The 25,005-nt window shown below is 59.9% G+C and carries 21 protein-coding genes and 1 riboswitch; of the genes, 14 read left to right on the top strand and 7 right to left on the bottom strand.

Annotation, left to right across the window (positions count from 1 at the left end; translation table 11 throughout):
* Positions 1-31 precede the first annotated feature (31 nt).
* On the bottom strand, positions 32-1,009 hold the full coding sequence (locus GQR96_RS12250; RefSeq protein WP_017900276.1) for an NAD(P)H-dependent flavin oxidoreductase: 978 nt from the start codon (positions 1,007-1,009) through the stop codon (positions 32-34).
* 174 nt (positions 1,010-1,183) lie between these two features.
* Here GQR96_RS12250 and GQR96_RS12245 point away from each other — a divergent pair, with 174 nt between their 5' ends.
* Both GQR96_RS12245 and GQR96_RS12240 read left to right on the top strand, forming a co-directional pair.
* On the top strand, positions 1,184-2,089 hold the full coding sequence (locus GQR96_RS12245) for a LysR family transcriptional regulator (RefSeq protein WP_074384556.1): 906 nt from the start codon (positions 1,184-1,186) through the stop codon (positions 2,087-2,089).
* An 88-nt stretch (positions 2,090-2,177) separates the two neighbouring features.
* Positions 2,178-2,666: an E3 ubiquitin--protein ligase gene (locus GQR96_RS12240; protein WP_065905129.1), complete on the top strand. Its 489-nt coding sequence runs from the start codon at positions 2,178-2,180 to the stop codon at positions 2,664-2,666.
* 228 nt (positions 2,667-2,894) lie between these two features.
* Here the strand turns inward: GQR96_RS12240 and GQR96_RS12235 are convergent, their stop codons facing one another.
* Together GQR96_RS12235 and GQR96_RS12230 are read right to left on the bottom strand one after the other, a co-directional pair.
* Positions 2,895-3,995: an NADH:flavin oxidoreductase/NADH oxidase gene (locus tag GQR96_RS12235; RefSeq protein WP_023318288.1), complete on the bottom strand. Its 1,101-nt coding sequence runs from the start codon at positions 3,993-3,995 to the stop codon at positions 2,895-2,897.
* 95 nt (positions 3,996-4,090) lie between these two features.
* Complete coding sequence (locus tag GQR96_RS12230) at positions 4,091-5,710, bottom strand: FAD-NAD(P)-binding protein (RefSeq protein WP_065905131.1); 1,620 nt, start codon at positions 5,708-5,710, stop codon at positions 4,091-4,093.
* 276 nt (positions 5,711-5,986) lie between these two features.
* Between GQR96_RS12230 and GQR96_RS12225 the strand changes: the two genes are divergently transcribed.
* Entirely contained in the window at positions 5,987-7,219 is a 1,233-nt protein-coding gene (locus tag GQR96_RS12225; protein ID WP_065905133.1) for an MFS transporter, read from the top strand.
* Positions 7,220-7,258: 39 nt separating this feature from the next.
* Here the strand turns inward: GQR96_RS12225 and GQR96_RS12220 are convergent, their stop codons facing one another.
* Positions 7,259-8,173 (bottom strand): DMT family transporter, encoded by a 915-nt coding sequence (locus GQR96_RS12220; RefSeq protein WP_049004074.1) that lies wholly within the window; start codon positions 8,171-8,173, stop codon positions 7,259-7,261.
* Positions 8,174-8,374: 201 nt separating this feature from the next.
* On the opposite strand from GQR96_RS12220, the gene GQR96_RS12215 reads away from it, so the two are divergent.
* On the top strand, positions 8,375-9,475 hold the full coding sequence (locus GQR96_RS12215; protein ID WP_069734166.1) for an iron-containing redox enzyme family protein: 1,101 nt from the start codon (positions 8,375-8,377) through the stop codon (positions 9,473-9,475).
* On the opposite strand, the gene GQR96_RS12210 is transcribed toward GQR96_RS12215, so the two are convergent.
* On the bottom strand, positions 9,451-10,029 hold the full coding sequence (locus GQR96_RS12210) for a TetR/AcrR family transcriptional regulator (RefSeq protein ID WP_004205853.1): 579 nt from the start codon (positions 10,027-10,029) through the stop codon (positions 9,451-9,453). The two genes, GQR96_RS12215 and GQR96_RS12210, sit on opposite strands and share 25 nt — an antisense overlap.
* Before the next feature lie 153 nt (positions 10,030-10,182).
* On the opposite strand from GQR96_RS12210, the gene GQR96_RS12205 reads away from it, so the two are divergent.
* A complete protein-coding gene (locus GQR96_RS12205) occupies positions 10,183-10,785 on the top strand; it encodes an HAD-IB family hydrolase (protein ID WP_032456071.1) in 603 nt (200 codons plus the stop codon).
* 71 nt (positions 10,786-10,856) lie between these two features.
* Entirely contained in the window at positions 10,857-11,393 is a 537-nt protein-coding gene (locus GQR96_RS12200) for a GNAT family N-acetyltransferase (protein ID WP_065802327.1), read from the top strand.
* A gap of 38 nt (positions 11,394-11,431) precedes the next feature.
* Here the strand turns inward: GQR96_RS12200 and oxlT are convergent, their stop codons facing one another.
* Positions 11,432-12,688 (bottom strand): oxalate/formate MFS antiporter, encoded by a 1,257-nt coding sequence (oxlT, locus tag GQR96_RS12195; RefSeq protein WP_048324235.1) that lies wholly within the window; start codon positions 12,686-12,688, stop codon positions 11,432-11,434.
* A 700-nt stretch (positions 12,689-13,388) separates the two neighbouring features.
* On the opposite strand from oxlT, the gene GQR96_RS12190 reads away from it, so the two are divergent.
* On the top strand, positions 13,389-13,820 hold the full coding sequence (locus tag GQR96_RS12190) for a DUF4354 family protein (protein WP_017900286.1): 432 nt from the start codon (positions 13,389-13,391) through the stop codon (positions 13,818-13,820).
* Between the two features lie 513 nt (positions 13,821-14,333).
* On the opposite strand, the gene GQR96_RS12185 is transcribed toward GQR96_RS12190, so the two are convergent.
* The gene (locus GQR96_RS12185) at positions 14,334-14,684 is read right to left on the bottom strand and encodes a hypothetical protein (protein ID WP_064183385.1); all 351 of its coding nucleotides are present in this window, start codon (positions 14,682-14,684) and stop codon (positions 14,334-14,336) included.
* A 541-nt stretch (positions 14,685-15,225) separates the two neighbouring features.
* Positions 15,226-15,324: riboswitch (guanidine-I (ykkC/yxkD leader) on the top strand.
* A 56-nt stretch (positions 15,325-15,380) separates the two neighbouring features.
* Here GQR96_RS12185 and GQR96_RS12180 point away from each other — a divergent pair.
* The 7 genes from GQR96_RS12180 to atzF all read left to right on the top strand — a co-directional run bounded on the left by GQR96_RS12180 (position 15,381) and on the right by atzF (position 24,996).
* Entirely contained in the window at positions 15,381-16,439 is a 1,059-nt protein-coding gene (locus GQR96_RS12180) for a putative urea ABC transporter substrate-binding protein (protein WP_023318281.1), read from the top strand.
* A gap of 24 nt (positions 16,440-16,463) precedes the next feature.
* A complete protein-coding gene (locus tag GQR96_RS12175; protein WP_043519578.1) occupies positions 16,464-17,279 on the top strand; it encodes an ABC transporter permease in 816 nt (271 codons plus the stop codon).
* Positions 17,276-18,052, top strand: a complete 777-nt coding sequence (locus GQR96_RS12170; RefSeq protein WP_004205863.1) for an ABC transporter ATP-binding protein — start codon at positions 17,276-17,278, stop codon at positions 18,050-18,052. The genes GQR96_RS12175 and GQR96_RS12170 overlap by 4 nt, the downstream gene beginning before the upstream one ends.
* A gap of 4 nt (positions 18,053-18,056) precedes the next feature.
* A complete protein-coding gene (locus GQR96_RS12165; protein ID WP_065905137.1) occupies positions 18,057-18,785 on the top strand; it encodes an urea amidolyase associated protein UAAP1 in 729 nt (242 codons plus the stop codon).
* A gap of 10 nt (positions 18,786-18,795) precedes the next feature.
* A complete protein-coding gene (locus GQR96_RS12160; protein ID WP_065905139.1) occupies positions 18,796-19,431 on the top strand; it encodes an urea amidolyase associated protein UAAP2 in 636 nt (211 codons plus the stop codon).
* A gap of 166 nt (positions 19,432-19,597) precedes the next feature.
* Positions 19,598-23,203, top strand: a complete 3,606-nt coding sequence (uca, locus tag GQR96_RS12155; protein ID WP_065905141.1) for an urea carboxylase — start codon at positions 19,598-19,600, stop codon at positions 23,201-23,203.
* Positions 23,200-24,996: an allophanate hydrolase gene (gene atzF / locus GQR96_RS12150; RefSeq protein WP_065905144.1), complete on the top strand. Its 1,797-nt coding sequence runs from the start codon at positions 23,200-23,202 to the stop codon at positions 24,994-24,996. The genes uca and atzF overlap by 4 nt, the downstream gene beginning before the upstream one ends.
* Positions 24,997-25,005: the final 9 nt, after the last annotated feature.

Genomic DNA, 25,005 nt, shown 5'->3' with positions numbered 1-25,005 from the left:
CGCGCCGGTTACCGTGCCCCGGCTGGCGGCTTCACACCGCCAGCTGGTTGACTACCTCGGCGACGGAGGCGATGGCATGGATGTTGCCGATCCCCGCCCCCAGCGAGATATACCCCTCATCGGTATTCCCCTCCAGCATGCCCAGCCGCATTCCGCGCAGACCGCCCATCGCCTGGGCCAGCTCGGCCTTTGAGGCTCCGGCCCGGTCCATGGCCACCAGCTTGTCGCTCAGTTTGCCAGGCAGGGCGCGGTAGTAGTCCGGCAGCGTACGAAACAGCCGCAGATCCAGGCCGTTGGCGGCGAGAATTTTCGCTTTCACCGAGTCGGGAACGCGACTTTCGACGGTGCTGATGAATACCGAACCGGCGAAGACGCCTTCCGCGCCGAGGGCGTGAGCAGCGCGCGCTCCCCGGGCGTCGGTGATGCCCCCCGCGGCCATCACCGGAACCCGCTGAACAGCGTCAACGATCAGCGGGACGATAGTGAAGGTCCCCATTGCGGTAGCCGGCAGCGTGCCGCCTTCGTCAAAGCCGGTGGCGACGATGATGTCCGCTCCGGCCTGCTCCGCGCGACGGCTGTTCTCCGGCGTCGGGTTAATATCGCGGTAGATAATGGTGATCCCGGCGGTTTTCAGCTCATCGAACAGCGCCGGTTTTAACGAACCGTCTCCGTAGCCGGTGTAGACCACCACCTTAACGCCTTCCTCTTTGATCACCGGAAGGATCGCCGGCGTCCAGATGTCGTTTTCCGCCGTCGGGATCAGGTTGACGCCAAAGGGTTTCTCGGTCAGCTGTTTGGTTTTGCGGATCTCTTCGCGCATTTTCTCTGCCGTCGCCTCCGGCGTGGAGACGGCGGTTGCCGCCGTCAGGCCGGCGTTCGGGCCCAGCACCCCGAGACCACCGGCGTTGCCGACGGCCGCCACCAGACGAGCATCGGTCAGCCAGGAGAGCGGGCCCTGGACTACCGGTTTTTCAATACCCAAAATGCGGGCCACACGGTTAGTTTGCATGATATTTTTCCTTGTTCGTTAATGAGTTATCAATTTCTTCGCCCCAGCGATGCGGCAATGAGGGCAGTGTAGGCGCCTTTATTGTTTTAAAAAATGAGCAAAAACTTTCATCACTGTTATTAAATTGGTAATAATTGAGACAGGCGAAGAGACGGGGAACGAGCCGTTATGCAGATGAATCTGTTTGAAAATATTAAAATCTTTATTGAAATCGTCGACGCCGGCAGCTTTGCCCAGGCGGCGGAAAATTTGCAGATCCATCGGCCGGCGGTGACCAAAGCGCTGCAGCAGCTGGAGCGGGAGAGCGGTGTCAGGTTGCTGCAGCGCACCACCCGCCGCCTGTATCTCACGCCGGAAGGAGAAGAGTTTTATCGTCGCAGTAAACCGCTGCTCTCCCAGGCCGACGATCTGCTGGAGTCGTTCGCGCCGGACCGGCCGATCCGCGGCCAGCTACGCGTCGATATGCCAATCGCTTTTGCGCGGCTGCTGGTGATCCCGCATCTGGCGGATTTTTATCAGGCCCATCCGGAGGTGGAAATTGTCCTCAGTAGCTCCGATGTACGCCGGGATATGCTGCGCGATGGCCTGGATTGTCTGCTGCGGGTGGGGGATCTGGAGGATGGCGACTATGTGGCGCGCTCGCTGGGGGAGGTGGCGTTAACCACCTGCGCGAGTCCTGCGTATCTGGCTCGCTATGGGGCGCCCGCCACGCTGGAGGAACTGCAGTCGCACCTGGCGGTGAACTGGGTAAACAGCAGCAGCCGACAGATTATGCCCTGGCGATTCCAGACCCCGGAGGGCATCAGGCAGATCGCTATCCCCGGTAAACTGGTGCTGGACAACTCAGAAGTTTTTACCGCCGCCGGGCTGGCAGGGCTGGGCATGCTGCAGGGAATGCGATTCTTTCTACAACCCTATATCGACAGTGGGGAGTTGGTGGAAATTCTGCCGGACTTCCCGGCGCCGCGTCGGCCACTGTCGCTGCTCTATCCGCACCGGCATCTTTCGCACAAGGTGCGGGTTTTTGCCGAGTGGCTGCAGGGGCTGGTGGCGACGCTGGATCGACCGGTGTCGGCTTGACTCTGGTGGCTGAGCGTTTATATATAAAATGTGAATGCTATTAAGGCAATAAATCACAAGGCTGGATAATGACTCAACCTGTAAGGGAATGCTGATGAAACTCTGGAATAAAACACTGCTTGCTTCCGCCCTGTGCCTGACCCTGTTTGGCTGCGACGATGCGTCGAAAGTGGATAACAAACTGGATAAGGCCAAAGATAATGCGGAGCAGATGAAGGATGCCGCGGCGGACAAAGCCCAGGCGATTAAGCAGGATGCGGATAAGCAAATTGATACGCTGAAAAGCCAGGCCGACGCCGAGGCCGATCGTCTGAAGGATCAGGCCAGCGCCATCAAGGCGGAGGCGGACAAGAAAGCGGATGCCATCGCCCAGCAGGCCAAAGCCCAGGCCGATGCGGTGAAGCAGAACGCAAAGCAGGAAAGTGACCGCATAGTCAAAGAGGCGGGTCAGATTAAAGACAACGCCATCGGTGATGCCAATCAGCTTTCGGCGGAAGCGGCGAGCAAAACCAAAGCCATTCAGGACAGTATCACGAAGGATAAACAGAACACCACGCCACCGCCCGCCCAGCAGTAACTCGCGGTGTTTGCCGGGCCGTCGCCCGGAAATATAGGGAGCGGAACCTGGTAGATTGCCCGGCGGCGCTGCGCTTGCGCGGGCCTACGCAGGGGGCGGGTTGGCTGCGCAATGACCGGGCATCACCCTTTTGTAGGCCGGGCAAGGCGACGCCGCCCGGCATATGGACCGCAATAACATCCTGCTGTGGGGTATCTTACGATACCCCTTTTTATGCCCGCCGCGGGTTCAACGGTTTGGCAGCAGGGTGCCTTTCAGGCCGTGTGGCTCGGAGCGCAGATATTGCGAAGGAACGCGAACCTGGGCGCCGAGGCTGGCGGCAGCGTGCCATGGCCAGTGCGGATCGTAGAGCACCGCGCGGGCGAGGGCGATCAGGTCGGCATCGCCATTCTCCAGCGCCGCTTCCGCCTGCTGCGGGTCGGTGATCAGCCCTACGCCAATCACCGGGATGGCTACCTGCTCGCGAATGTCGCGGGCGAAAGGCAACTGGTAGCCCGGCCCGACGGTGATGGCCTGCAGCGGCGACAAACCGCCGCTGGAGACATGGATATAGTCGCTGCCCAGCGCTTCCAGCTGCTGGCTGAACTGAATGGACTGCTCGCCGTCCCAGCCGCCTTCAACCCAGTCGGTCGCCGACAACCTGACGCCCACCGCCATGGCGTTGCCCACCGCCTCGCGGATTGCCTTAAACACTTCCAGCGGATAGCGCATTCGGTTTTCCAGCGAACCGCCATACTCGTCACGGCGCTGATTGCTGAGCGGTGAAAGAAACTGGTGCAGCAGATAGCCGTGGGCGGCGTGCAGCTCAATCAGCTCAAAGCCCAGGCGTTGGGCGCGCAACGCGCTGGCGACAAAGGCCGCTTTGATGCGCGCCAGATCGGCATGGCTCAGCTCGGCCGGGGCGCGGTCGCCGTCGTGAAACGCCACCGCGGAGGGGGCGACGGTCTGCCAGCCGCCCTGGTTGAGCGCCAGCTGATGGCCACCCTGCCAGGGGGCCGCGCAGGAGGCCTTGCGCCCGGCATGCCCCAGCTGGATCCCCAGAGGGATCGGTGACCAGGCCCGGATATCCTCCACCACGGCACGCAGGGCGTTTTCGGTTTCATCATCCCACAGCCCCAGATCCCCAGGCGAGATACGTCCCGCCGGCTCTACTGCCGTGGCTTCCAGAATTAACAGGCCGGCGCCGGAGAACGCCAGCTGCCCGAGGTGGATCCGGTGCCAGGAGGTTGCCTTCCCCTCGTCGGCAGAATACTGACACATGGGGGCGATAACGATACGGTTATCCAGCGTCAACTGACCAATACGCGTCGCGCTAAAAAGATGACTCATGAGTACCTCGTAAATGTTAGACGTGGTCTTGCACGGGGGCGAACAGCCACTGTTTATAGCACGCCTGCTGGCCCCCCTTTATTCGGATATTGCGTTTAAACGTCCTGGTATTCGATAAACCAGAGACGACGCCGCCGGCCAGTTGCCTGCTGGGAGACCGCGCGGGCCATTGCGCTGCCAATCTCGGCGCTGGCCGTCAGCCCCTGGACAAAGGGGCGATCGTGCATCAGCCAGGGAAGAGCGCCGAAGGCGACCCGGCCGCGCACAGCCTCCGGCGCCTGCAGCGTGTAGTCATCGCCAACGTCAGGAATAGCGTCGCCGCAGGCCAGCAGCTGCTGGCGCAGTGAAGGAAAGGGCAGATCCCGGGTTTTCAATGCTTTCTGTCCGCGGGCATCGATAAAGACATCGAATTCACAGCGCTGCTGATGATGGACAATCAGCGTCCGGTCAGACTCGCGCTGCAGCTCGTAATCCTCACCCAGCGCCACAATTCGCAGAATGCCCGCCTGATGCAGGGCCAGCAACCGGCGAATGGACTCCGGCGGGATCGCAGCGTAGTTATCAATAAACACGCGGGCGAGCCCCTGGCGGAAGCGACGGCTGTCCTCGTCGTTGAGCTGCGGCACCACAGTTTCAATCGCCTCGTGCAGGCGGAGAATGGCATAGCGCCAGGGCACCGTGTGGCGCTCGCGCTTATTGCGCTCCACCTCCTGCAGATTGTGCTGCGCCCACTGGAAGGGGTCATGGGTGAGACGGTCGGCAAACCAGGCGTCGGCGATGCTGTCAGGCGTCAGCTGGCGCAGCCCCGTCGCCTCGCACCAGGCCGGGGCGGCATATTCCAGCTCATGGACGATCAGCTGGAACACCCGATCCAGCAGGCCGTCGCTGCCCTCAGCGACGGCCGCCTCAAGGGCGGCGGGGGTGGCTATCTCCAGCGGCTCCCACGGGATCGGGCAGTAAAAATCGGCCTCCGGCAGCACGCCGTTACGTGACATCAGCGTGATCTCCAGCGCGTCGCTGCCGGGATGCAGGGAAAAATGGGTGGTTTTGTCGTGCTCAGTATGGAAAACGCCGTGGCGGGCCACCACCGCCACGGCGGCATCAATCGCGCTTAAGGAGGTCCCGAGGATCCCGACCCGACAGGGGGCGATGCGGGCCTCCATCAGGCCGGTCCACGGACTGGGGAAGTACTGCCGGCTGGCGCGTTCTTCTTCAGGCCACAAATGGCCGGTGGCAATCACCACCAGATCGACCATTACCGGCTGTGCCGCGCCGTCGGTGTGGATGGCGATCCCGACGGGCTGCACCGCAATATCTGTGACCTCACAGGACTCGCAGACGCTCACCACGAAGCCGGCGTCTCTGGCCCGTTGCACAAGATATAGAAAGCGGTCGCGGTAGTACTCGCCGAGGATCACCCGCGGCAGAAACTGGCGCTCATGCAGAGCCTGCCGTTCAAGACCGCGCGCCGCCAGCCAGTCGTCGCTCTGCTGCTGCAGCCATTGCAGATAGGTCAGGTCAATAGGGGGGATCTCAATGCTGGCAATATTGGCCAGCATCTGCGCCGCGGTATTATCGTCGCTATAGGGCATACCCACCCCGGCCTGCGCCTCTTTTTCAAACAGCGCGATCGATAGCGGCTCACCACGCTTCACCAGTTCATACAAGGTGTAAATCCCCGTCGGCCCGGCGCCGACGATGGCGATTCTCTTCATGATTCTCTCCCTTCCTGTGGGTGGATGCGGCATCTGGGGCAGTGCACTGAAGCCAGCCTGTCCTTAATTCTGGTCGAAAATTAGCGAACCGGTGGGCCGTCGCACGCAATTTGAAACAAATTAGCGTGCTAATAAACTTGCCGACGGCTGGAAAAGGGGTGTAATTAACAAAAGAGCAACTTTCTATACAAACAATTTACACAAGCGGTGGCACCAGCCTGCTCTGCCGGACGCCGCGCAAGCTCCCGGCAACGCCGTCGGGATAGGGATGACAAGATGCACGGCTGGACTTCACGACAGCGCAACGCGGCGATCGCCAGTTTTTTAAGCTGGACGCTCGATGCTTTCGACTTTTTCCTGTTGGTTTTTTTACTGAGCGATATCGCCCACTCGTTTCACGTCGACCTTGAAGAGGTGACCCTGGCGATTCTGCTGACCCTGGCCGTGCGGCCCGTTGGCGCGCTGATCTTCGGCCGGGCGGCGGAAAAGTTTGGCCGCAAGCCGATCCTGATGCTCAACATCGTTTTCTTCTCCGCCTTTGAGCTGCTCTCTGCCGCGGCGCCGTCGTTGATGCTGTTTTTTCTGCTGCGGGTGCTGTACGGCGTGGCGATGGGCGGGATCTGGGGCGTGGCTTCGTCGCTGGCGATGGAGACGATCCCTGACCGCTCGCGCGGCCTGATGTCCGGTCTGTTCCAGGCGGGGTATCCCTTCGGCTATCTGCTGGCGGCCGTGGCCTACGGGCTGTTGTTTACTCAGCTCGGCTGGCGCGGGATGTTTGTCATTGGCGCCGCCCCGGTGCTGCTGTTGCCGTTTATCTATTTCTGCGTCGAGGAGTCCCCGGTCTGGCTGGCGGCACGGCAGAGTAAAGCGAGCACGGCTCTGCTGCCGGTGTGGCGTAGCCACTGGAAGCTGTGCCTGTACCTGGTGGTGCTGATGGCGGCCTTTAACTTCTTCTCCCACGGGACGCAGGATCTCTACCCGGTCTTTTTGAAAGTCCAGCACGGCTTCGAGCCTAAAACGGTCAGCATTATCGCGGTGTGCTACAACATCGCCTCGATCATCGGCGGGGTTTTCTTCGGCTCGCTGTCGGAGAAGATTGGCCGGCGCAAAGCGATTATGAGCGCCGCCCTGCTGGCGCTGCCGGTGATCCCGCTGTGGGCATTCGCCAGCGGCTCGCTGGCGCTGGGGGCCGGGGCGTTTCTGATGCAGTTTATGGTGCAGGGCGCCTGGGGGGTGATCCCTACCTGGCTCAACGAACTGGTTCCGGCCAACACCCGGGCAGTGCTGCCCGGCTTCGTCTATCAGCTGGGGAATCTGCTGGCCTCGGTGAATGCCACCCTGCAGGCCTCCATTGCCCAGCACCACGGGCATAACTACGGCCTGGCGATGGCCCTGGTGGCCGGGACGGTGGCGATCGTCATTACCATTCTGACCTTCTTTGGCCGTGAGGGCCGGGTGGCGCAACCTGCCGGGACGGCGCCTCACCAGCCGCTCTCCACCAGCCGTTAAGTGCTGACGCCGGGCGTTGTCAGACGCCCGGCAGACAAGCTAACCGCGCAGGCGAACCGTCGCCGCCTGGCGTTTCTCCAGCGAGCAGATGCCAATCCCCAGCATAATGAACAGCGCGCTGAACAGGTGCCAGGCATGGGGCTGGGTATGCAGGAAGAGGATGCTCAACACCCCGCCGGAGAGCGGGATGATATGGGTGTAAATTTCCCCCCGCGTGGCGCCAATCGTAGCGATACCTTTATTCCAGAAAAGATAGGCCAGCCACGACGGGAAAATCACCAGATAAGCCAGACCGCTAAGGAAAAACGGCTCGCGCCAGGCGGTCCAGTCCTGCGCCGGGTGGCGCATCAGCCAGAAGGCGACGATTGGCAGCAGGAGCAGGGCGCCGAGCAGCGAGCTGACGGCGACAAAGCCATTCGCCGGGATGCGGCGGTCCTTCAGACGTAACAGCGAACAATAGAGCGCCCAGCTCAGCGCCGAACCCATCGCCCACAAATCGCCGACGGAAAAAGTATGCAGCGAGGCGGCATGCAGCGGATTCCCCTGGAATAAGAGGATCATCACGCCAAGAGTGCTGAAGACCACCCCCAGCCAGTTGCGGGCCGATACCGGGTCGCGAAAAATCAGCCGGTTAATCAGCAGCACCATGCTCGGCGTGGCGGACATATAGATGGCGGCGTTGAGGGCGGAGGTAGTTTGCAGACCGATATAGAGCGTGAGCGGGAAACTGACCTGACCGCACAGGGTGAGCACCAGCACCGCCGGGGCGTTTTCACGCAGCAGGTGACGACTGTCAGCAATCTGCCGGCGGTAGAGCAGGCCCAGCAGCAGCGCCGTCAGCGCCCATCGCGCTTCGGTCATCAGGATCGGATCCACGCCCTGAACCAGCACGTGACCGACAACGTAATTCCCGCCCCAGAACAGGGCGGCCAGCGTCAGTAACAGATAGGGCATAGTGATTCCTTGTGTCGTTTGTCACTGTACTAAATGGTAACGTTATTATTTTTATAATATCAATAATATTTTAGTGGTTTTTGTTTTTTGGTTTAAATTCTTTAACAAACAGAATGTTAGTAATATGAATGAAATTTACGTTGCCGCATTGTGAGCGGTACTATACCGTATAGTCGCCATGCATTTCACAGGGATAAATTCATGCGTAATACCGACAATGGGGTCATTGGTCGTGACCAAACCGCGGTGATGGCCAGGCTGGCGCTGGATGAGTTAATTGACCAGCTTCTGCACAGTAACGCGCTGTCGCTGAAGTTGACGGCCAATCCGCAGGTCGCCGACAGAGCCTGGCATCTGGCTGAGAATATCTGCATCCGCGCCTTCTCCGCTGACGACCCGCAGGCCAAAAAGCGCGCGCACCATGCGCTGTTCATCCTCTATCAGTCCTGGCTTGCCGACCCGCTCTCGCCGGCGGCTGCCAATCAGTTTCATCCACTGCTCTCCGGGATCCGAAATTACATTGAGTCTGAGTGGCTGCGGGCGGAAAGCAAACGTTTCCACCGCCAGCGACCGGTGCTCAATGCCGGCAATATCGTCGACGAACTACGCGCTCTATGCCAGCAGCACCCGGCGTCTCATCATCCGCTGTTCGATTTCCTAGCCAGTGAGGCCTCCGCCGCGCAGATCGACTATTTCTTCAAAAGCGACAGCGCGCTGAATCTGCTTTTCTTCGATCTGGTGGCGATGGGGCTGGTGGGCTCGTTGCCGGAAACCCGCGCCGAGATTGCGCAGAATCTGTGGGATGAGATAGGTCAGGGCAGCACTGAGATCACCCACGTCAATCTGTATAAGGATTTACTGAAGCGGCGGAATATCGCCTTACCGGACAATCATTTCGCCCATCTGTACGAGTGGCAGGGGCTGGCCGGGTATAACGCCTTTATGGTCGGCGGCGTAAATCGTCAGCATTACTACAAATCACTGGGGGTGATGGCGATGACCGAACTGCTCGACCCGCCGCAGTATGAAAAACTGGTGGCGGGCTGTCGGCGGATTGGGCTTTCCGAACGCGACGTGCATTACTATGCCGAACATATCACGGTCGATATCGGCCATGCGGACGGTTGGCTGAACAATGTGATTGTGCCGATTGGCAAAAAACATCCGGCGGCGATGGAGGAGGTCTACTTTGGCGCCGCGCTGCGCCTGCAAACCTGCAACGATTACTATGATGGCCTGCTGGCGGCGCTGCAGTCGCTGGACGGCAGCGCATCATCTCACAGCGTACCGCCTTCTGAGTAGATAAGCGCTTTGGCCGCGCTCCAGGCGGTCGTCCCCGGCGGGATCTCCCGGCATTCGGCGGACTCGGCCTGCTGGGCGGCGATGGCGCCATCGATGAGCATCACCATCATCATAGCGACCCGTTCGGCAGGCTCTGGTTTTAATACCAGAGTCAGGATATCGCGGAAAAACTGCCACAGGCGCGACTTGAAGCGGGAGCACTGCTCCCGGATCGCCGGCGATGACGCGCCATATTCGAACAGCGCGCGGGTGAACATGCAGCCGTGGAACGTTTCGCAGGTCAACCAGCACTGATAGTAGTCGAACACGGCGAACAGCTTCTCCCGCGCGGTGGCTTTATCAGCGGTGATCTGCGTCAGATCCTGCATAAACTCGCTCTCTTTTTGCCGGAGGATAGCCAGAATGAGCGCCTCTTTATCGGCATAGTAGCGGTAGAAGGTCATTTTGGAGATGCCGGCATGCTCAGCAATCCGCTCAATGCTGGGGGACTGATATCCTTCGCGATTAAACAGCGCGCTGGCGTGGCGGAGAATGTCCGCTTGTTTTGGCTTCATGCGTTTTCCTGTCGACTGGTTCGCTGTCACGACGGCCGGAGACACGGCCGTCCTGCGACAGCGGTGCATTATGCCGGATATTGCCGCCAGGCGGGAAAAAAGTAAATCAGCCGCACCTTAGCGGCGCCGGTGTGTCTGTTCAAGGTTACAAGGATGAAGAAGAACATTGCCTTTTTTGACTTCGATGGCACGATCACCCACGAAGATACGTTTACCCCTTTTATTTATCAGTCCCTCGATGCGAAAGCCATTCGTCAGGGCAAATTGCGGCTGTTGCCGTATATTCTCGCCTGGAAAATGGGCTGGCTTTCCGCCTCTGCCATCCGGCAAAAAGTATTTCATTATGCTTTTGCCGGGAAATCGCAACCTGAGATCCTGCAGCGCGGGAACGATCATAGCCAGGTATTTATTCCCTATACACTGCGGGAGAACGCGATGCAGCGCATAGCCTGGCATCAGGCGCGAGGGGACACCGTGGTGGTGGTTTCAGCCTCGCTGGATGTCTATCTTCGACCGTGGTGCCAGCAGCATAATCTTGAGCTGCTGTGCAGCGAAGTGGAATTTCAAAACGGGGCAGCGACCGGAAAGTATCAGGGGGGAGACTGCAGCGGCCTGGCCAAAAAGGCGCGTATCCTGGCGAACTACTCCCTGGCCGATTACGAGGAGATCTTCGCCTACGGCGATACGCCGGAAGATTTCGCCATGCTGGCGCTGGCCACCACTCAAATCTATCGCTGGGATGAGGCTCCGCCATGAGCCTGGCAGCGCCAGGCTACGCAGGTTAAGATGGCGCGCGATTGCCCGTCTCACCAGGAAGAAGAGAAGAGATGATGTTACCCCTGACCACGCCCCGGCTGCTGCTGCGCCGGTTCAGAACGGAAGATCTGCCGTCTTTCAGCCATTATCGCAACCTGCCGGAGGTGGCCCGCTTTCAGAGCTGGACCCACTACAGCATGGCAGAGGCGACAGCCTTCTATGAACAACAGCGTTCGCTGGCCTTTGCTGAGGATGAAAGCTGGTTCCAGCTTGCCGTAGCGATCCAGGCCAACGGTGCGCTGGCGGGAGATGTGGGGATCCATTTTTTCGATCGGGGCAGACAGGCCGAGCTGGGGATGACCTTTTCCCCGGCATATCAGCATCAGGGGTATGCCCGGGAAGCCATGCGGGCGGTGATAGCCTTACTCTTTGAGCAGTTAGCCCATCACCGGCTGATAGCGGTGGTAGACACTCGCAATACCGGGGCGATCAAACTCCTGGAAGGGCTGGGCTTTCGTCGCGAGGCGCATTACCGGCAGAATATCTTTTTTAAAGGCGAGTGGGGCGATGAGTATCTGTACGCGCTGCTGCGCAGCGAATATCAGTGAAGTGACGGCATGGCCGTCACTTCTGTCCGGCCGGGCGATCAGCTATGTTGGCGGATAAAGCGCGCGCGCCACGGTTTTAGCACCCACAGCGCGAGGGCGGCGGTGATAAAATCCAGACCAATCGCGCAGCTGAAAACCACATGCCAGCCGTGGGTGTACTGATAGAGCAGCGCCGCCAGCGGACCGCCGAAGATGGACCCGATGCCCTGCGAAATATACAACCAGCCATAGTTGCTGGCGGCATTTTCGCTGCCGAACGTATCGGTGAGCGTCGACGGAAAGAGCGAGAAGATTTCCCCCCAGCCAAAGAACACCACCCCGGAGAGCAGGACAAACAGCAGCGGATCTTCCCGGCACGCCAGCCAGAGCGTCATCGCCACTCCCTCCAGCGCAAAGGCGATAAACATGGTTTGCTCGCGGCCGAAGCGGTCGGAAATAAAACCAAACAGCGGCCGGGTTAAGCCGTTGGTGAAGCGGTCTATCGTTAACGCCAGCGGCAGCGCCGCCATGCCAAACACCACCGCCTGGCTAATGCCGAAGTCCTCGGCGAACACCGCCATCTGCGAGGTGACCATCAGCCCGGAAGTCGACATCATTGCCATCATGGCAAACATCAGCCAGAACAGCGGCTGGCGCAGCATTTCCCGGGAGGTAAACGATCTGCTGCTCTGCGCCACCGTCTGGCTGACGGGCAGTGAGACAGCAGGCGGCGGCAGCTTCAGCCCCTGACTGGCGAGGAAGCCGACGAGGGCGAAAAGGATCCCGAAAGTTGTCAGCGTGTGTTCAAGGCCGTTAGTGGTCAGCGACAGGGAGATGGGGAAAGTGGTTATGATCGCCCCCATCCCGTAGCCCGCCGCCACCGCGCCGGCGGCAAAACCCCGCTGCCTTGGGAACCATTTAACCATCAGGCCGACAACGCCGATATAGACGATCCCGGTCCCGAGGCCGCCCATGCAGCCATAAACCAGCCACAGCGTCGCCAGGCCCTTCACCTGCGCAGAAAGCACCCAGCTCATTCCGGCCATCACCGTGCCGATAGCGATCAGCCGCCGTGGGCCAAATTTTTCCACTAACCGCCCCTGAAAGGGCGAAAAGAAGGTCTGGAGGATGATCAGCAGCGAGAAGGTGACCTGCAGCTCGGGCAGACCGACGCCCAGCCTGGCGGCCAGGGGTTTCGTCAGCAGCGTCCAGACATATTGCGGGCTGGAGATGGCGGCCATACAGATCAAGCCCAGCACCAGCTGGCGCCATTTGTCATATTTCGGGGTAACCAACGGTTCGCTGAGTGTCGTCATGTTGTTCTCCGTTTTCAGTTAGCAGACTTCCGTGAAACGCATTCACCCTGGATGCCTCACGGAAAGGGGAAGGTGGCGACCGCAGAGTGACGACGTGTTGTGGCCATACGGCATACGATCTTGTCCACATCGCGGTATACAAGCGCACAGCATTAAACGTGCCAGTTAAAATAGTGCTTTATATACATGCAGTTAACATGGCGATGCGGGATTTGATGGGCTTCAGTATGGTGAACAGCCGGCACTGAGTCGGTGCAAATGGGTCATCGCTGTGCGCTTCACTTGCTGACTGGCACCAGGTCGATGGTAGGTCTGATGGAAAAATAGACATGGCATTCAAGCGGGGGACAGGAACTCTCCTGCTTATCCTGTTCAGGATCGCTGATGATATTCACGCCATGGATACTGGGGGCGCTAACCTGGCCGGTGCGAACGGCTTTAAATAGCATCCTGGTAAAGTAAAGATAAACCGTGCATAAACATGACGCAGAAAAAAGTGAACAACAAGTTACTGGTAACAATTTTTTAAATTCAAATTAGAATTGTTTTAATGGTTATTTTCTCAATGTGCTGATTTATAGGTTTAAATATATTTGCAGGCTGAATTTTATCAGTGAGTGAACATGGATAATATCATTGATAATACCAATATCATGATCTATGGTAGCGCATGCTTAATAGTGAATTTAATGAGGTTGAAATGCATAACTATATTACGAAAGGTATTGCGCTGGCTGTAGCTATCGCTGCCTCAGGAATGGTGCAGGCTGATGAGAAAAAGAATCATGATCCTTATTTTTCGGGGATCAAGATTTTTGCGCAAAAGGAGTCCACCGGAAGTGAATGGGATAGCGTTACCGGCGAGGCGAAGTATCTGATATTCTATAAAGTTACGCTTGATAATTACTCTAATAAAAGCATTGAACCAGGCAAAGATAACAAAATGTGCTTCTTTTTGTATGATAAAAATGGCAAATCATTTATGAGCACCGGAATTCAAATGGAGATGCTGAAAAAATACAAACCCATTGAAAGCCGAACCGGAAGCGTGTTATTCAGCAGCGCCGATCCTGAAATACTGAATATACCTTTTGTTCGTCTTGCTTTCGGTAAAGAGTGCTTAACAAAATAACCACCATCCAGAGTGTGGATGATCTGCCTTATATGATGTTAGCGTAACACCGGGCGTCAGTCAGGTGTTACGAGACCTTATTATTTACCTGAACATTCCAACTGAATGATGAGGATGCGTGCGAGGCAGAGACCAGTGGTGACAAGCACCGCGCTCACCTGAAGAGGGTCACTCGTATTTCGGTTTTACGCGGAGGAGGTGCGTCTGCCGGGAGGGGGATGCACTGGCCAGTTATTGGACAACCTTACGCGTCTTTTTTGCTCCGCTATCCGTGACGCTCCTGATGATTTTTCTCAGTTGGCATATGCCAAAACTCATAGCAAATTTATTAGGGTGCTTCGGTTTGCTTACTGCACCTGAAAAAAGGGATCGCTCGACAAAACTGCTATCCTGATACAAAACAGTATCAGCGTGTAACTCGCCAGATATCATCAGCACTGTTATTAGCAAAAGGAGAGATCTTTTCATCATTCGTTCTCTGATAGCTTAATTCTGTTGCTATTTATCTGCGCATTATGTGCACCGTTCAGCAATGGCAGTAACCGACCGATGTATATCCGGCGCATGCGGCGCATAATAAAATTCTACCGAAGTCTGCCTGCTGTTGAATTTGCTGATTTCAACCCACGCGACAGCCGTGGTTTCAGTATTTATCAGATTGTACTTATAAACATTTTCAGGGAGAGTGTCATCATATTCCAGTGATAGTTTCTCTTTAGTGGCTGCATAATGAAGGCAATCAACCACCTGGCTTTTTCCCTGATTAACATAGTAAGTTTTTTCTTCCGGATGTATGCCTACATCCCCGAGATCCACACAACCATTTAACAGAATAAGGGGTGGTAACATCAGCAATATTTTCATGGATCCTCTCTGTGTTAAATAACATTGGCGTGATTTTAACTTGTATTTAACAGGCTAATCATGCTGGATTAACGAATGGTGATTTCATTCCGCCCCTCTCCTTCACGTGGCGCAATATTATCATCGTGCGTTAAAACGCACAACCAGGAAATTTAGCGTTAGTAGGTATTCAACATTTAAATGCTTTACCGTCAGGCGGGTCGTACAGGCGGAAAAATAAGGATAACGCCCCCTGGCGACGGGGCAGCGGAGAAGTCCCTGCTACTTCCCAAATATCGAAGCGGCGTAATGGCAAACATTTACCCGCGCAATGATCATTAGTTACAGGACTCATCCCCCATGACCAACGGCCGGTTGTTTGCCAGGACGCGGTTGGCTTTCCCTCTGCACCAAAGCCATGCAATGCCCCACTTTTACTCCCCATTTTTGGGAGGCGATGCCCCGGTTGGCGGTAAATCGCTGATGGAACGGCTATCTGGCTCCTGGCATGGTGCTTGCAAGAACATCGGCAGAAAGCAGCGCAACAGACAATTCAGATCACACAATAGCTGGCTAGGGTTCCGGTTCACCGCGGTGAACGTCTGGTCCGAGAGCTGGCGACCTCGGCGAGGTTACACGGCGGGATAAAAGCCCGGGAGACAGCAGCACCGTTGGGTGTCGCGCTGCTCCGTTTCTCGTGCTAACCAGAGGTCCACCATGAAAACATCGCCGCTCCTCCGCTCACTCGTCCTGTCGCTGACGCTGCTGACCAGCGTCCCGTCCTTTGCCGCCGTCAAAAAAGAGTTCAACGTCTGCTGGACCATCTACGCCGGCTGGATGCCCTGGGGCGCCATCAGCAATGAAAAGATCATTGATAAATGGGCCAGCAAATACGGCATCAAAATCAATATCGTTCAGCTCAACGATTACATCGAATCCATCAACCAGTACACCGCCGGGCAGTTTGACGGCTGCACGATGACCAACATGGACGCGTTGACGATCCCGGCGGCGGGCGGTGTCGACAGTACGGCGCTGATCACCGGCAGCTACTCCGACGGTAACGATGGGGTGGTCCTCAAAGGGGTGGATAAAAAGCTCAGCGACCTGAAAGGAATGTCGGTGTATCTCCCGGAGCTGTCGGTATCCCACTATCTGCTGGTGCGCGGCCTGGAAAAAGCCGGGCTACAGGAAAAAGACGTCAAGGTGGTGAATACCTCCGATGCCGATATCGTCTCGGCCTTCGGCACCAGCGGCGTGCGGGCGGCGGTGGCCTGGAATCCACAGCTGTCGGTTATCAAAAAGACCCCGCAAACCAGCGAAGTGTTTAGCTCCTCGCAGGTGCCCGGCGAGCTTATCGACATGATGGTGGTGAATACCCAGACCCTGAAAGATAACCCCGCGCTGGGCAAAGCCCTGACCGGTGCCTGGTTTGAAATGATGGCCAAAATGAAGGCCGGGGATAGCCAGGCGTTGAGCGCTATGGCCGCCGACGCCGGTACCGATCTTGCCGGCTACCAGGCGCAGCTGAAAACCACCCATCTGTTCTGGACGCCTGCCGACACCCTGGCGTTTATCTCCTCGCCGGATCTGGCGAAAACCATGCAGCGAGTGGCGCAGTTCTCGTTCGATAAAGGCCTGCTGGGTGAAGGGGCGCAGAGCGCGGACTTTATCGGCATGACCTTTCCGGGAAATGTCACCCTCGGCGATGCCGCCAACCGCAAACTGCGCTTTGACGACAGCTACCTGAAGCTGGCCGCCGCGGGCCAGCTCTAATGATTGCCGCCGGGAGACCACGCCATGCGCCACATTAACCGTTATCCCCAAAAGGGGATGCGCCTGACGCTGATGCTGCTGCCTTTTGTCGTGCTGATCGCCGCCTGGTTTATGGGATCGGCGGTGCGGCTGGAAGCCAATCCGCAGGACAAGTTGCTGCCAGGCCTGTCGCAGATGGTGGCAGCCATTGACCGGATGGCGTTCACCCCGGACAAACGCAGCGGCGAGTATCTGCTGTGGGCCGATACGCTGATCAGCCTGAGCCGTCTGCTGACGGGCCTGGCCGTCTCGTCGCTGATCGGCCTCGTCATCGGCATCGCCGCCGGCGTCTTCCCGATGTACCGCGCGGCGCTGTCGCCGCTGCTGACGGTGGTGTCAATGATCCCGCCGCTGGCGATCCTGCCGGTGCTGTTTATCGTCTTTGGCCTGGATGAGCTGTCGAAAGTGATGCTGATCGTCATCGGTATTACGCCGATGCTGGCGCGCGACCTGGAGCAGCGGGCGCAGGAGATCCCGGCGGAGCTGTTTATTAAGGCGCAGACCCTCGGCGCCAATAGCTGGACCCTGGTGCTGCGGGTGGTGCTTCCCCAGCTGCTGTCGCGGCTGATCACCTCCCTGCGCCTGCTGCTGGGCTCGGCATGGCTGTTCCTCATCTCCGCCGAGGCCATCTCCGCCACCGCCGGGCTGGGGTACCGCATTTTCCTGGTGCGGCGCTATATGGCGATGGACGTGATTATTCCCTATGTCATCTGGATCACTTTGCTGGCATGGCTGATGGATCTGGCGCTGCGCCAGCTGCACAAGGCCTGTTTCCCGTGGGCGGAAGGAGGTCGGGGATGAGTTTTATCGACATCAAAAACATCTGGCAGGAGTACGGCGACCACGTGGTGCTGGAGCGCATCAATCTGCAGGTCAAAGAGGGCGAGTTTTGCTCGATGGTCGGCGCGTCCGGCTGTGGTAAATCGACCTTTCTGCGCCTGCTGCTCGGTCAGGAAAAACCGACCCGTGGTGCCATCCTGCTCGACGGCCAGCCGCTGGCGGCGGAGCCGGACCGCAGTCGTGGTGTGGTCTTCCAGCGCTATTCGGTGTTTCCGCATCTCAACGTGCTGGATAACGTCGCCATCGGTCTGGAGCTGCCGGCGTCCCCGCTGCTGGGGCGCCTGTTTGGCGGCAGAAAGCGCGAGGCCCGGCAACAGGCCCAGCGGATGCTGGAGAAAGTGGGCCTGGGACACGCCCTGGATAAATACCCGGCGCAGCTCTCGGGCGGGATGCAGCAGCGGCTGGCCATTGCCCAGGCGTTCGTGATGCAGCCGCGGGTGCTGCTGCTGGACGAGCCCTTCGGCGCGCTGGATCCCGGCATTCGCAAGGATATGCATGCGCTGCTGCTCCAGCTGTGGAGCGAAACGCGCATGACGGTGTTTATGGTCACCCACGACCTGGCGGAAGGCTTCAACCTCGGCACGAGGCTGCTGGTGTTCGACAAAGTGCGCATCGACCCGCAGGCGCCCAACGCCTGGGGAGCGCGTATTACCTACGACATCCCGCTCAATGAAGCGCGGATGGCACAGCTGGCCGCCGGTAGCGACACCAACGTTTACGCATTAAGGAGATAAATTGATGACTGAACTGCTTCACTCCACCCCCAGCCTGCGCGAAGAGCAGCTTCCCGGCGGGGCGCACACCTCGCTGATTTTGCGCAAAGGGCAGATCCTGCGCCTAACCGATATCGACGGCGGGGCGAACGTCAGCATGATGATGCTCAACCCCCATGAGAAAAGTGAGCGCCTTAACCTGCCGGATACCCTCAAGGGGCAGCATACCGCGCGTCTGACCACCGGGCACTGTTTCTACTCCGATATGGGCCGGGTGCTCGCCGGGATCGTCGCCGACAGCTGCGGCTGGCACGATCCGTTCGGCGGGGTCCTTAACGCCGAAGAGACGCACGACAAATATGGCGCCGGACGCTACCAGGAATTACGCAATGGTTTCTACCGCAACGGCGTCGATAACCTTCTGGTGGAGATGGGGAAATGGGATCTCGGTCTGGAAGATCTGCTGATGGTGGTCAACTTCTTCAGCAAAGTCACCGTCGATGACGAGGGGCGCTTTCACTTTGTCTCCGGCAACAGCCGCGCCGGGGATTACGTGGAACTGTATGCCCCGATGGACGTCCTGCTGGTGCTCACCGCGCTGCCGCATCCCCAGGATCCGGCCACCGAGTATGCCCCCCGTCCGGTGCAGCTGAGCTGGTATCAGGCCGACGATGAAGACGCAGCCACCCAGGCGCTCCTGACCCGCGATGAGAACCAGCGCGCGTTCCGCAATACCCAACTTTTTGCCCTGTAAGGAGGCGTTTATGACCCTTATCACCAGTAACCGACGCCCGGAAGAGGCCGTCTATCGCCATGTGATCCCCGCCGGGGAGCCGTGGCTGTTTGAGGTAAAAAAAGGGCAAATCCTGCGCCTGCTCGATCTTGAAGGCAACCAGGCGATTGATACTCTGTTTTACAACGCCGACAACCCGCGCGAGCGCTACGATGCGCAGCGCACGCTGCGCCGCCAGGGTAACGCCTACCTGACCGCCGGCAGCGTGCTCTATTCCAATCTTGGTCATCCGCTGATGACCATCGTGGCCGATACCTGCGGGCGGCACGATACCCTCGGCGGCGCCTGCGCCCAGGAGAGCAACACCGTGCGCTACGCTCTCGACAAGCGCTATATGCACAGCTGCCGGGACAATTTTCTCTGCGCCTGTCTGCACGATGGCCGTCTGCATAAACGCGATATCGGCGCCAACATTAACTTCTTTATGAACGTGCCGGTGACGCCGGAGGGTGGTCTGACCTTCGAGGATGGCATCTCGGCGGCGGGAAAATACGTGGAACTGCGCGCGGAGTGTAACGCCATGGTGCTGATCTCCAACTGCCCGCAGCTCAACAATCCCTGCAACGGCTGGAACCCGACCCCCGCCGAGGTGCTGGTATGGAACTGACCCGCTGGCAGCGCTGGCGTTTGCTGGCCTTTCGGCTGTTCGCCGTTCGCGCCGACCGCCTGAACCACACGCCGACGCGCCACCTTTAAGCGCCGGCTCTCCCGGGGACGACCTCAGGGGAAGACGAATTGTTGCGGGACGACCCGCTTCGCTGTGAGTTCCGCTTATGTTTGATACCTTACTGATTGCTAACCGCGGGGCGATTGCCTGCCGCATTCTGCGCACCCTGCGCGCCATGCAGGTGAAGGGCGTCGCCGTGTACGCCGAAGCCGACCTGAGCAGTCTGCACGTCCGCGAAGCGGATGAGGCGCTCAGCCTTGGCGAGGGGCCGGCAGCGCAAACCTATCTGATGGTAGAGAAGATCATTGCCGCCGCGCTGCAGAGCGGCGCCCGCGCTATCCATCCCGGCTACGGCTTTCTGTCGGAAAACGCCGCCTTCGCCGAAGCCTGTGAGGCGGCGGGACTGGCGTTTGTTGGCCCGACTCCGCAACAGCTGCGAACCTTCGGCCTGAAGCATACCGCCCGCGCCCTGGCGAAGGCGGAGGGCGTTCCGCTGCTGGAAGGCAGCGAACTGCTGGCCGACAGTGAGGAAGCCTGCCGGGCGGCTGAGGCGGTGGGCTACCCGGTGATGCTCAAGAGCACGGCGGGCGGCGGAGGGATTGGCATGCGCGTCTGCCGCGACGCCCGCGAACTGAGCGAGGCGTTTGCCACGGTACAGCGGTTGGGGCAAAACAACTTCAGCGACGCCGGGGTGTTTCTCGAAAAATATATCGAACGCGCCCGCCATCTGGAGGTGCAAATCTTTGGCGACGGGAAGGGGGAAGTTATCGCCCTCGGCGTGCGCGACTGCTCGCTGCAGCGACGTAACCAGAAAGTGATTGAAGAGACCCCGGCGCCAAATCTGCCGGACGGGATGGCGCAGGCGCTGTGTAGCGCGGCCATTGCCCTTGGAAAAGCAGTGAACTACCGCAGCGCCGGGACGGTGGAGTTTGTCTACGACAGCGCGGCGCAGCGTTTCTATTTCCTCGAGGTCAATACCCGACTGCAGGTGGAGCACGGCGTGACGGAGCAGGTGTGGGGCGTGGACCTGGTGCACTGGATGATCGCCCTGGCGGCAGGGGATTTACCGCCGCTGAGCGAGCTGGCCGCCGGGCTACAGCCCCGGGGCCATGCTATTCAGGCGCGAATTTACGCCGAAGATCCTGGCCGCCAGTTTCAGCCTTCTCCTGGACTGTTAACCGACGTCTCGTTTCCATCGGCGGACGGCGCCACCCTGCGCATCGATCGCTGGGTGGAGGCCGGGTGTGAGGTGCCGCCGTTTTTCGACCCGCTGTTGGCGAAAGCTATCGTCTGGCGCCCCAGCCGCGATGAGGCGATCGCCGGCCTGGCGCAGGCTCTGGCGGAGACCCGCCTGTACGGCGTCGAAACCAACCGCCAGTACCTGCAGCAGATCCTCAGCTTTGCGCCGTTTACTGCCGGCGAACCCTGGACCCGCTGTCTGGAGCAGTTGCGCTACCGGGCCGATACCGTGGAGGTTCTGAGCGCCGGCACCCAGACCAGCGTCCAGGATTACCCGGGACGTCTGGGGTACTGGGCGGTGGGTGTACCGCCCTCGGGACCGATGGATGACCGGGCGCTGCGCCTGGGCAACCGTCTGCTGGGCAATGCCGAGGGCGACGCTGCGCTGGAGATCACCCTTAGCGGACCCACCCTGAAATTTAATACCGCCGTACAGGCGGTGGTCTGCGGCGCGCCGCTGGCCGTAACGCTCGACGGCGTCGACCAGGAGATGGACTGCGTATTCACTATTCCGGCGGGGGCGACCCTCAGGCTGGGGGCAATAAGCGGGCCTGGGGTCAGAAGCTATCTTTGCCTGCGCGGCGGTATTCAGGTACCGGATTATTTGGGCAGTAAAAGCACCTTTACCCTCGGTCAGTTTGGCGGCCACGGCGGACGGGCGCTGCGCGCCGGCGACGTGCTGCATCTTGCACCTCCGGCTGAGACCACGGAAAGCGCGGCGCTTACTGCAGGGTTGCGCACTGAGCTTGCGGCAGTGCGAACGCTGCGGGTGATCTATGGTCCCCACGGCGCGCCGGAGTTCTTTGCCCCGGCGTATATGGCGACCTTTTTTGCCACCGACTGGGAGGTGCATTTTAACTCCAGCCGCACCGGCGTGCGCCTGATCGGGCCCAAGCCGGTCTGGGCCCGCGACAGCGGCGGCGAAGCCGGGCTGCATCCGTCGAATATTCATGACAACCCCTATGCCGTGGGGGCGGTGGATTTTACCGGCGATATGCCGGTGATCCTCGGGCCGGACGGCCCAAGCCTCGGGGGCTTCGTCTGCCCGGTGACGGTGATCGAAGCCGATCTCTGGCAACTGGGCCAGCTTAAGGCGGGGGATAAAGTGCGCTTTGTGGCGGTGGACGTCCCCACCGCCCGGCGGCTGGCGGCAGGCCGTCGCGCGGAGCTGGCGACCCTGCAGGCGCAGGACGTTGCCTGGCAGCCTGTGCCGCTTACCTCGCCGGTGGTGATGACCTGCGGCGAAGCTGACAAACGCCTGGTGGCGCGCCTCTCCGGCGATACCCATCTGCTGCTGGAGGCCGGTGAGGCGGAGCTGGATCTGGTGCTGCGCTTTCGCATCCATGCCCTGATGCAGGCCCTTGAGGAGCAAGCCCGGGAAGGGATCATTGATATCACGCCGGGGATCCGCTCCCTGCAGCTGCATTACCAGCCGGAAACGCTGGCGCTGGAGACCCTGCTTGCTTGGGTCCGCGAGGAGTGGGCCACGGTCTGCATGAGCGACGATCTGCAGGTGCCTACACGGGTGGTGCATCTCCCGCTCTCCTGGGACGATCCCGCCTGCCGCAAGGCGATCGACAAATATATGACCACCGTCCGCCCGGACGCCCCCTGGTGCCCAAGCAACCTCGAGTTTATTCGCCGGATAAACGATCTCCCGGATGAGCAGGCGGTGTGGCAAACGGTGTTTGACGCCAGCTATCTGGTGATGGGGCTCGGCGATGTCTATCTCGGCGCACCGGTGGCTACCCCCCTTGATCCGCGCCATCGGCTGGTCACCACCAAATACAACCCGGCGCGAACCTGGACGGCGGAAAACTCGGTGGGCATCGGCGGAGCGTATCTGTGCGTTTACGGCATGGAAGGCCCGGGTGGCTATCAGTTTGTCGGCCGCACCCTGCAGATGTGGAGTCGCTATCACGAGGTGGCTGATTTTGCTGGCAAGCCCTGGCTGCTTCGCTTTTTCGACCAGTTGCGTTTCTATCCGGTCTCGGCGGAGGAACTGCTGGAGATTCGCCGCGATTTCCCGCTCGGACGCTACCCGCTGCGCATCGAGCACAGCACGCTGCGGCTGGCGGAGTACCAGCAGTTTCTCGCTCGCGAGGCGCAGAGCATTAGCGCATTTCGCGACCATCAGCAGCGGGCGTTTAACGACGAGCGCGAGCGCTGGATCGCCAGCGGCCAGGCTCATTTCGACAGTCAGGAGAGCGCGACAGAAGAGGCGGGCGATGCGCCGCTGCAGCCGGGGGAACAGGGGGTGGAAAGCCCGGTATCCGGCAATCTGTGGCAGGTGCAGACCGCGGCCGGCAGCCAGGTACGCGCCGGCGATGTGCTGGTGGTGCTTGAGTCGATGAAAATGGAGATCCCGCTGCTGGCGCCATGCGATGGCAGGGTTCAGCAAGTCAATGTGCAGCCAGGCAGCGCGGTGCGTGCCGGGCAGCGGGTGGCTGTGATTTTTGAGGAGAAGGCATGATGCAGCAGACGTTTGATTTACGCCTGGCGACCCTGGCGGCGAACTATCGTAACGGCAACACCACCCCGCGCGCCCTGCTGGCGGCGATCCGCCAGCGGGCGGAAGCGCTGAATCCCGAGTTTAATCTGTTTATTCATCTCCTGAGCGAAGCGGAGCAGGCGCCGTTTCTGGCGGCGCTGGAAGGCCATTCGCCAGAGACGCTCCCGCTGTACGGGGTGCCGTTCGCGATCAAAGATAATATAGACCTTGCGGAGATCGTCACCACCGCTGCCTGTCCGGCGTTTGCTTACCGGCCGACGCAAAGCGCGACCATTGTCGCTCAGCTGATTGCCCTGGGGGCGGTACCGGTGGGCAAAACCAATCTCGACCAATTTGCCACCGGCCTGAACGGGACCCGTTCGCCGTATGGCCGCTGCCGCAACGCGTACCATCCCGCTTATCCCTCCGGCGGCTCAAGCGCCGGCTCCGCGCTGGCGGTAGCGCTGGGCGTGGCAAGCTTCGCGCTGGGGACCGACACCGCCGGCAGCGGTCGCGTCCCGGCCGGGCTGAATAACCTGGTGGGGCTGAAAGCGACGAAAGGGGTGATCTCTACCGCTGGAGTGGTACCTGCCTGCCGGACGCTGGACTGCGTGACCTTTTTCAGCGCCACCGCCGACGAGGCCAGCCAGCTGCTGGCCCTGGTTGCCCGATCCGATCAGCAGGATAGCTACAGCCGCCGCAATCCCCAGTGGAACAGCCGTCAGGCCTTCGGCAGGCCGTCCGCCGGGTTTCGCTTTGGCGTCCCGCGGGAGCTTAACTTCCTCGGCTGCCGCGTCAGCGAAGCGCTGTTCGCCCAGGCCGTGCAGCGGCTGACGGCGCTCGGCGGCGTGCCGGTAGCGATCGATTTCGCGCCATTTCTGGCCGCCGCCCGCCTGCTATATGACGGACCATGGGTTGCTGAACGCTATGCGGTGGCTGGCCCGCTGATTGAGCAGCAGCCGGATGCCGTGCTGCCGGTCATTCGCGATGTGCTGGCGAAAGCGCCTGATATCGACGCGACGGCGACCTTTAAGGCGATGTATCAGCTGCAGGGGTATAAAGCGCAGTGCGATGCCATTCTCGAGACGCTGGACTGCGTGCTGACGCCAACCGTTCCGCGCCCGGTAACGCTCGACGAGCTGGCGGTGGAGCCCATCGCCCGCAATGCCGACCTGGGCTACTACACCAACTTTATGAACCTGCTGGACTATGCGGCGGTGAGCGTGCCGTGCGGGTTTATGCCCGACGGACTTCCCTCCGGCGTCACGCTGTTTGGCCGGGCCTTTACCGATCAGTATTTGCTGAGCCTGGCCGACGCCTTCCAGCGCGCGGAGCGGCTACCGCTGGCAGGCGGCGCGCGGCTGGAAAGCCCGCCGCCTGCGCATCCCGCGGGTCATGATCGGATGGCTCTCGCGGTATGCGGCGCACATCTGTCCGGCCAGCCGCTGAACGGTCAATTGCTGGCGCGGGGCGGCAGGCTGCTGCAGGCGACCCACAGCGCGCCGCGCTATCGGTTGTATGTCCTTCCGGATGGCAAGCGCCCGGCGATGGTGCGTGACGAGCCAGAGGGGGACGCGATAGCCGTGGAAGTCTGGGAGATCCCCAGCGCCGAGGTGGGGTCGCTGCTGGTCGCCATCCCCGCGCCGCTGGGGCTGGGACAGATTGAGCTGGCCGACGGCCGCTGGGTGACAGGCTTTATTTGCGAAGCCGGAGGGCTGGGGGATGCCACGGAGATCACCGCCTGGGGCGGCTGGCGTCAGTGGCTGGCCAGGTAAACGGGAAAC

Origin of the sequence: Klebsiella sp. PCX, from assembly GCF_021869705.1 — a bacterium.
Taxonomy (GTDB): domain Bacteria; phylum Pseudomonadota; class Gammaproteobacteria; order Enterobacterales; family Enterobacteriaceae; genus Klebsiella; species Klebsiella quasipneumoniae.
The sequence above is the reverse complement of the archived record's forward strand: the minus strand, read 5'-3'. Positions and strand labels throughout refer to the sequence as shown.

Excerpts from the sequence above, each read along its gene's own strand:
- GQR96_RS12190 (WP_017900286.1), top strand. The coding sequence starts at position 13,389 with ATGCATAACTATATTACGAAAGGTATTGCGCTGGCTGTAGCTATCGCT.
- GQR96_RS12235 (WP_023318288.1), bottom strand. The coding sequence starts at position 3,995 with ATGAGTCATCTTTTTAGCGCGACGCGTATTGGTCAGTTGACGCTGGAT.
- GQR96_RS12240 (WP_065905129.1), top strand. The coding sequence starts at position 2,178 with ATGCTGATGAAACTCTGGAATAAAACACTGCTTGCTTCCGCCCTGTGC.
- GQR96_RS12165 (WP_065905137.1), top strand. The coding sequence starts at position 18,057 with ATGACTGAACTGCTTCACTCCACCCCCAGCCTGCGCGAAGAGCAGCTT.
- GQR96_RS12250 (WP_017900276.1), bottom strand. The coding sequence starts at position 1,009 with ATGCAAACTAACCGTGTGGCCCGCATTTTGGGTATTGAAAAACCGGTA.
- GQR96_RS12225 (WP_065905133.1), top strand. The coding sequence starts at position 5,987 with ATGCACGGCTGGACTTCACGACAGCGCAACGCGGCGATCGCCAGTTTT.
- GQR96_RS12220 (WP_049004074.1), bottom strand. The coding sequence starts at position 8,173 with ATGCCCTATCTGTTACTGACGCTGGCCGCCCTGTTCTGGGGCGGGAAT.
- GQR96_RS12205 (WP_032456071.1), top strand. The coding sequence starts at position 10,183 with ATGAAGAAGAACATTGCCTTTTTTGACTTCGATGGCACGATCACCCAC.
- GQR96_RS12215 (WP_069734166.1), top strand. The coding sequence starts at position 8,375 with ATGCGTAATACCGACAATGGGGTCATTGGTCGTGACCAAACCGCGGTG.
- GQR96_RS12170 (WP_004205863.1), top strand. The coding sequence starts at position 17,276 with ATGAGTTTTATCGACATCAAAAACATCTGGCAGGAGTACGGCGACCAC.
- GQR96_RS12160 (WP_065905139.1), top strand. The coding sequence starts at position 18,796 with ATGACCCTTATCACCAGTAACCGACGCCCGGAAGAGGCCGTCTATCGC.
- GQR96_RS12185 (WP_064183385.1), bottom strand. The coding sequence starts at position 14,684 with ATGAAAATATTGCTGATGTTACCACCCCTTATTCTGTTAAATGGTTGT.
- uca (WP_065905141.1), top strand. The coding sequence starts at position 19,598 with ATGTTTGATACCTTACTGATTGCTAACCGCGGGGCGATTGCCTGCCGC.
- GQR96_RS12210 (WP_004205853.1), bottom strand. The coding sequence starts at position 10,029 with ATGAAGCCAAAACAAGCGGACATTCTCCGCCACGCCAGCGCGCTGTTT.
- GQR96_RS12180 (WP_023318281.1), top strand. The coding sequence starts at position 15,381 with ATGAAAACATCGCCGCTCCTCCGCTCACTCGTCCTGTCGCTGACGCTG.
- GQR96_RS12245 (WP_074384556.1), top strand. The coding sequence starts at position 1,184 with ATGAATCTGTTTGAAAATATTAAAATCTTTATTGAAATCGTCGACGCC.
- oxlT (WP_048324235.1), bottom strand. The coding sequence starts at position 12,688 with ATGACGACACTCAGCGAACCGTTGGTTACCCCGAAATATGACAAATGG.
- GQR96_RS12200 (WP_065802327.1), top strand. The coding sequence starts at position 10,857 with ATGATGTTACCCCTGACCACGCCCCGGCTGCTGCTGCGCCGGTTCAGA.
- atzF (WP_065905144.1), top strand. The coding sequence starts at position 23,200 with ATGATGCAGCAGACGTTTGATTTACGCCTGGCGACCCTGGCGGCGAAC.
- GQR96_RS12175 (WP_043519578.1), top strand. The coding sequence starts at position 16,464 with ATGCGCCACATTAACCGTTATCCCCAAAAGGGGATGCGCCTGACGCTG.
- GQR96_RS12230 (WP_065905131.1), bottom strand. The coding sequence starts at position 5,710 with ATGAAGAGAATCGCCATCGTCGGCGCCGGGCCGACGGGGATTTACACC.